Here is a 6318-nt window from a genome sequence, read left to right as displayed (position 1 = left end):
GGGTCTCCTCTGAAAGCAGTTACCACGGCCGAGCACAAAATTTTAAACAGTCTCCCGGCAGAAAGCCCGCAGCAAACCCGGCCACCCATGCCAGTCCCAGCGGTGTCGAGAATTGCTGGTAGGCCTGCATCTCCTCGCTGCGCCGGGTTTGCGTGGGGGCAAGCCGGGCAATCCGTTCGACCAGTGTGAGCCGTTCGAACGCATCGGCGGTTCTGGCATGGATCGCCGGGCCGTAGCGACGAATGAACAGCAATTGCGCGACCTCGACGGCTTCGTAGGCGATCTTCCAGTCCCAGGCTCCTGTCGCATCGCTTGCGCCAAAGGCGGATTGCATGGCGGTGCGAATGGCGGGCGTGTCGATCCGGCGACCGGCGGCAAGGTGGCCGAGCAGGTCATGGGCTGCGGTGATGATCGCGGTAGCGGTTTGCTGCGGGCAAGCAGCGGCAAGCGGGCGCGCGGAGGCACCCGCCAAAGGCGAGTTGGTCATGTCGGAATTCCTTTAATGAAGTTGGGGTGGTGTAGGCCGGATCAGGCGGGCGGAGCGTAGGCCTCGTAGGGATTGTCCGGTGCGAGGTGCCCGAACGGTGTCATCACGTAGTCGCCGTGGTCGCGGCCAACTGCGCAAAGAACGTAGCGGGTTTCGCCGCTGGCAAGTTCGGTGCATTCCATCAACGCGAGTTCGCCTGCTTGTGCCGCTTTCAGCAGCGTCTCGAAATTGGCGCGGGCATGGTCAGGAATTGCCATGGCAAAGCTCCTTCTTCGGTGAGGGGGTGACAAGACACGCGGGGCGACCGAGGCCGCCCCGCGCGAGCGAAGTTCATTCGGCAGCGATCGCGAAGGCGTCGTCGGCGTCCGCCTGGTCGGCCTCATCCGCGAGGAAATCGGGCAGGTCGGCGATTTCAGCTTCATTTGCTTCGATAACCGGCAACCGCAGGGGTTCAGGCAGCCAGCCAGTGCCGCTCAGCAGCCGTTCGGCCTCGCGCGCCATGTCACCCTTCTTGAGATGTTCGATCAGGGCGGCGGTCGCATCGCCCTTGGCTTCGCGGACCGCTTCGATGATCCGGGGTTTGGTCACCCGCCCGAGGTAGTTGTCGACCGTTGGCGTCCAGCCAGCCTCGGCCATGTCGAGCCCGACGACTGCTGCCAGAGCATCAGCCGCTGCAATGCGCTGCGCAACGCCATGCGCCGAGATGCGTCCGTCATAGCCCTTGCTCGGCTCAAACAGTGCGTTGACGCCGTGGCTGACACAGTGGGCGAGCAGTGCCATCTGTTCATCCTGCGGCATAGCGGCGAGGGCGTCCCACAGCGCGTGTGGTTCATCCGGCAGCCTTTCACCCCAATGTTCTTGCCGCGCCTGGATCGACTGGCTCCAGACACTCTCGCGCAAGTTCGGTGCGACATTGCCGAGCCAGGCCTGGGTGACGCCGATCCGCACACAGCCATGAGTCCCGTGGGGACGGAACACCGATAGGACGAGCGCATGGAGAAGGGCGAGGAACGCCGCCTGCGGAGCGTTGGCGAGTGCATCGCGCAGCGCGAGCGTGCGTTCAGCGGTGAGTTCGGAAACGAGCCTGTCAGGCAGCGGCTTGATCGCCTCATCTTCGTCGTCGTCACCACCGATTGGCGCCGCTTGCCCTGCCACGGTGACTGTCGCGCCATCGGACACGTCTGCGTTGGCACCGTTCGTACCGTCATTCTGGCCTTCAGCGACGGGTTCATCTTCAGGACGGACATAGCCGCGGTCGATCCGCAGGCGACCATCGTGGGTCAGCGAAATGAACACGCCGGCGCGCGCCATGTCGTCCGGATCGTAAACCGTGGGACGACTGTTCAAGGCGGTCAATTCGGCATCGATCTTGGTTAGCCGCGCATCGACTTCGTCGGGAAGGTCGCTGCCATCGCCGTAGTCGTCGCCAATGCGGTCATATTCCTCGACCAGCACATCGCGCCGTGCCTGCTCGTCGTTGGTCAACGGAACGGTCGTGCCGACGATCCGGCGTTTGCCGCGCTCGCAGCCATAGGGCAGGTCGACGGCGGCCTCGACCCATTTCCAGCCTTCGGCACCGATTTCCTGGGCGAGTTCCGAGAGTTTTTCGTTCACAAGCAATTCGACCAATGCGGGATCCTGCAACCAGCCATCCTCGTCCGATGAGAACAGGTCGCGCATCACATAGCCACCAGCCTCGGTGTAGGCGTCAATGCCAATGAACCGGACGCGGCGGTCGCTTGCAGAAATCGCATCTTCGGTCAGCAAGCGGCGGATGTGGTAAGCCGGCACATGGTGCCCCTGATTGACCTGTTCCCAGACCTGCTCCTGGCGCGCATGGTTGTCGGTGACCGAGAAGGCCATGAGCTGTTCGAGCGTGATGCCGTCCTCGCCATAGACCTCGAGCAGGGTGGGGGAGACCGACGCGAGCCGAAGGCGCTGGCGTACGGTCGACACCGAGACGAAGAACCGCGCGGCGATGTCTTCCTCGGACAGGCCCGCTTCGATCAGCGCGCTGAAGGCACGGAACTGGTCGAGCGGATGCAGCGCGACGCGCATGACGTTTTCAGCGAGCGAGTCCTCTTCGGCAATCCCGGCTTCGCGCACGACGCAAGGGACCGGTTGATCCTTCGCCATCCGCTTGGTCTTCACCAGCAATTCGAGCGCTCGGAAACGGCGGCCACCGGCCGGTACTTCGAACATGCCGGTTTCCTTGCCGTCGGCATCGAGCAAGGGGCGGACGTTGATGCTCTGGAGCAGGGTCCGGCGATAAATGTCCTCGGCCAGATCCTCGATCGAAAGGCCTGCTTTCACGCGCCGCACATTCTTCTGGCTCAGCACCAGCTGCGAAAACGGGATGTCGCGCGAGGCGCTGAGCACGAGCTTGGGCAATGTCTTGGTCATGGGGTTTCTCCATGACGGGCCGCCCGAAAGACTCTCTCTCAGGCCCGAACCCGTCACGAAGCGAAGCGCCGCCCTCTCACTCTGAGAAGGCAGCGCAACGCATGAGTAACGGGCTGAGCCCTGCTGGCTTAATGCACCCGGTCGAGCAGCTTCTTGGCCTTGCCCTCCATGTCGAGCCGGGCGTCTTGATGCGGCTTGGACCGCGCGAGCGCGGTGATGCCCTGAACGAAATCGAAGATCGATTCCGGTGGGCGGCCTTCCTCGGCGAGGACGGTCTCGATGATCCGGCCGGTTTCAGCCTTGGAGAATCCGCGCGCCCGGAGGAAATCCTGCCGGTCTTCGTCGCTGCGGGCGACAATTCGCTCCCGCGCGGTCTTGATGCCGTTGATGAACGGCTGCGGCGAGGAATTGGCAAAGTTCAGCAGCGCCGGTTCGGCTTCATGGGCAAAGCGGTTCGCGGCATATTTGCTGTGGCGAATGCTGATCTCCTCGAAGTCCTCCACCCCCCACAGGTTCCGGTTCTGGCAGACCGCGCGCAGGTAGAAGCTCGCCATGCCGAGCGTCTTGGCGCCGACCTCGGAGTTCCAGCAGTAGAACCCGCGGAAGTAGAGATCGGGCGATCCGTCGGGCAGCCGCCCGGCTTCGATCGGGTTGCAATCATCGACCAGAAACAGGAAGACGTCGCGATCCGACGCATAGAGCGTGGTCGTATCCTTCGAGATGTCGACGTTAGGGTTGTAGACCCCGGTCGACCAGTCGAGCACGCCCGGAACCTTCCAGCGTGTGTCGCCGGTGCCGTTGCCAGCGATCTTCTGCACGGCTTCGACGAGTTCGTGGTCGTAGATCCGGCCATAGTCGGGCCCGGTCACGGCGCGCAGTTCGAGCCGGCCCCCGGAAACTGGATCGTCTGTTTCGAGCGTTTTGATCTGCTCGGCTCGGTTGGAGGTCAGCCCGTATTGCAGATTGATCGCGGCCAGCGGCGCCGGAAGTTGGCGCAGATAGGCAGCAGGAGCGCCTACCTGGCTGGCCAGTTGCCCAAAGCTCCAGTGAGTTGGCGTCACCGGTGCCTCGGCACCTGGCAACATGAGAGCCAGGCGTTCCGGATCATTGCGGTTTGCTTCGACATGGATCAGCGCCGTCTCGACCACGCGCGTCCGGCTCCGGTCAGACCGACCGCGCACTGATCGGGCCAGATCGCCCAGTGACAGAAACCTCTCATCATCTGGGCGCGAGAACCACTCCGACGACACCCGACCCACGCGCGAGCCGCGCGAGACATCGACCTTGTAACCGCCGCTTGAGTCGCGGCGCGTATCGAGAACCTGCATATCCATGGGAAGATCTCCATGACGGCTGGCCGGGAGCCTCTCTCTCGACCCTCAACCCGTCACGGCGAAGCCCGCCAGACTCTCACTCTCCCCCCTCAACGCTTACAACCGCGCGAGCGGCCAGCGAGATCGCCAAAGCAAGAAACTGCACCCTGAACGAGGCGGAGCATCGCGTCATCGCTCGCGCAGGCGGAAAGCCGGGGCCTGTCGGCTTTCTCGGCCTGCACTTCGGACGATGTCCGCCGGATCAGAGTGCGTGCGGGGGCCCATGCGTCAGGCACCGCGCCCTCAGGAGCAGGGCAGGCAGCCCTGCGGGACAGAGCGCGTCAGCAGCCCCGCTCTTCGTTTCGGGGCGTTGCGGGGTGTCCCCGCTGAGGTGGGTGTGAAGAAGCCGCGCAGCGGCTTCGACCAGGGAGGAAACGTCCTCCCGCACATCGAAAATCAAGCCTCTACGCCAGGCTACGAAACACGTTGATTACGTGGCGATTACGTGGCTCTCGACAGCCCCTCGGGAGGGGTGTATATTTGCAACTAAGTCGTTGAGAATTTTGGTGGACGCACTTGGGCTCGAACCAAGGACCCGCTGATTAAGAGTCAGCTGCTCTACCAACTGAGCTATGCGTCCATTCCGTGAACCCGCGAGGGGTGGCGGAAACGCGGTTTCGGAAGGGCCGGAGCCGTGTCCCGATTCGCGTGAGGCGCTGCATTTAGCGTGTCCCGGCCTGATGGCAAGAGGCTTTTCGCAGGTGCGGCAATTCAGGCTGCCAGGCTGCGCCGCGGGGCCATGCGGTTCCAGCGGTTGACCATCATCAACAGGCCGATGCAGATCATGTTGGTCATCATCGAGCTGCCCCCGTGGCTCATCCACGGCAGCGGGATGCCCTTGGCCGGGGCCATACCCATTACCATCAAGAGGTTGATGGCGATGTAGAAGAAGATCGTCGCGGTGGCGCCTGCGGCGAGCAGCGCGCTGAAGCGGTCCTGCGCTTCGGCGGCGACCTTCCAGCCCCACTTCAGGATCAGCGCATACATGGCGAGCACGAAAAGCCCGCCCATCAGACCCCATTCCTCGGCCATCGTGGCGAAGACGAAATCGGTGTGGGGTTCGGGAAGATAGTCGAGATGGCTCTGGGTGCCGTTGTTGAAGCCTTTTCCGAAGATCCCGCCCGAACCGATTGCAATCTTTGACTGCGCGATATGGTACCCTGCGCCCAGCGGATCGCTTTCGGGATCGAGGAAGGTCGTCACCCGGGCGCGCTGGTAATCGTGCAGCGCGAAGAAATAGATGAGCGGCAGCGCCGCTACCCCGGCGCCTGCCGCGCTGAGGAACCACCACAGGGGGAGCCCCGCGAGGAACATCACCACCACGCCCCCGAAGGCGATCGCGACCGAAGTGCCGAGGTCGGGTTGCAGCAGCACGAGCGCGATCGGCAGGACGATCAGCATTCCCGCCGGCACCACCGATCGCCACGAACCGATCATCCCGGCCGGCAGTGACGCATAGAAGCGCGCCATAGCCAGCACCACGGCGGGCTTCATCAGCTCGGAAGGCTGGATGCGGATCGGCCCGGCCTCGAGCCAGCGCTGGCTCCCCCCGCCGACCTGCCCGACGATCTCGACCGCGAGCAGCAGCAGCAGGACGACGAGGTAGGCGGGATAGGTCAGCACGTCGACCGCATTGCGCGGGAGCGAGGCGATGATAGCGGTCATCACCGCAAAGATGGCGAAGCGCAGGAAATGCGATTTGGCGAAAGGCTCCATCGCCCCCCCGCCAGCCGAGTAGAGCACCAGCCCGCCGAAGGATGTCAGCAGCACCAGCGGGATCAGCATCTCCCAGGGCTGGCGGGCGATCGGTTCGGGGATGATCCCCGAACGCTGGGTGAGCGTGCTCATGTGGCGGTCTCGGCGGGAGGGGCGGGGGAGGCGGCGGGTGCGGGCGACGGGCCTGCGGCAGGCGCGCCGGGCGGCGTGCCCGAGGGGTTGGCCTCGGGCCGCGGGGCGATCACTTCGCCGGCGATGGCATCGGTCTGGGTGGCGGCGCGGCGGGCTTCGGCGTCGACGCGGTCGAGGATTTCCTCGTCGCGCCGCGGCGGGCGGCTG

The 6318-nt window shown here is 64.3% G+C and carries 5 protein-coding genes, 1 tRNA gene and 1 pseudogene; all 7 read right to left on the bottom strand.

Annotation, left to right across the window (positions count from 1 at the left end; genetic code table 11):
- Positions 1-19 precede the first annotated feature (19 nt).
- Positions 20-487 carry a hypothetical protein gene (locus AX708_RS18575; protein WP_067490592.1) on the bottom strand — a complete coding sequence of 156 codons (468 nt, stop codon included), beginning with the start codon at positions 485-487 and terminating at the stop codon, positions 20-22.
- A gap of 41 nt (positions 488-528) precedes the next feature.
- Positions 529-744, bottom strand: coding sequence for a DUF6117 family protein (locus AX708_RS18570; protein ID WP_066532709.1), 216 nt, complete (start codon positions 742-744; stop codon positions 529-531).
- 73 nt (positions 745-817) lie between these two features.
- The gene (locus AX708_RS18565) at positions 818-2890 is read right to left on the bottom strand and encodes a ParB/RepB/Spo0J family partition protein (protein ID WP_066532712.1); all 2073 of its coding nucleotides are present in this window, start codon (positions 2888-2890) and stop codon (positions 818-820) included.
- 128 nt (positions 2891-3018) lie between these two features.
- Positions 3019-4224 (bottom strand): hypothetical protein, encoded by a 1206-nt coding sequence (locus tag AX708_RS18560; protein ID WP_066532715.1) that lies wholly within the window; start codon positions 4222-4224, stop codon positions 3019-3021.
- 543 nt (positions 4225-4767) lie between these two features.
- A tRNA-Lys gene (locus AX708_RS18555) sits at positions 4768-4843 on the bottom strand.
- A gap of 131 nt (positions 4844-4974) precedes the next feature.
- Positions 4975-6111, bottom strand: coding sequence for a rod shape-determining protein RodA (gene rodA, locus AX708_RS18550; protein ID WP_066532716.1), 1137 nt, complete (start codon positions 6109-6111; stop codon positions 4975-4977).
- Positions 6108-6318 (bottom strand): annotated as a pseudogene (locus AX708_RS20995) (hypothetical protein); the annotation flags it as partial. The gene rodA and the pseudogene AX708_RS20995, both read right to left, overlap by 4 nt.

Source organism: Erythrobacter sp. CCH5-A1 (assembly GCF_001557115.1).
In the GTDB taxonomy this organism is placed as follows: Bacteria; Pseudomonadota; Alphaproteobacteria; order Sphingomonadales; family Sphingomonadaceae; genus Erythrobacter.
This window is presented reverse-complemented; position numbering and strand designations above follow the sequence as displayed.

Bases quoted from the DNA above. Each gene is read 5' to 3' on its own strand.
- AX708_RS18575 (WP_067490592.1), bottom strand. From the start codon at position 487: ATGACCAACTCGCCTTTGGCGGGTGCCTCCGCGCGCCCGCTTGCCGCT.
- AX708_RS18570 (WP_066532709.1), bottom strand. From the start codon at position 744: ATGGCAATTCCTGACCATGCCCGCGCCAATTTCGAGACGCTGCTGAAA.
- AX708_RS18565 (WP_066532712.1), bottom strand. From the start codon at position 2,890: ATGACCAAGACATTGCCCAAGCTCGTGCTCAGCGCCTCGCGCGACATC.
- AX708_RS18560 (WP_066532715.1), bottom strand. From the start codon at position 4,224: ATGGATATGCAGGTTCTCGATACGCGCCGCGACTCAAGCGGCGGTTAC.
- rodA (WP_066532716.1), bottom strand. From the start codon at position 6,111: ATGAGCACGCTCACCCAGCGTTCGGGGATCATCCCCGAACCGATCGCC.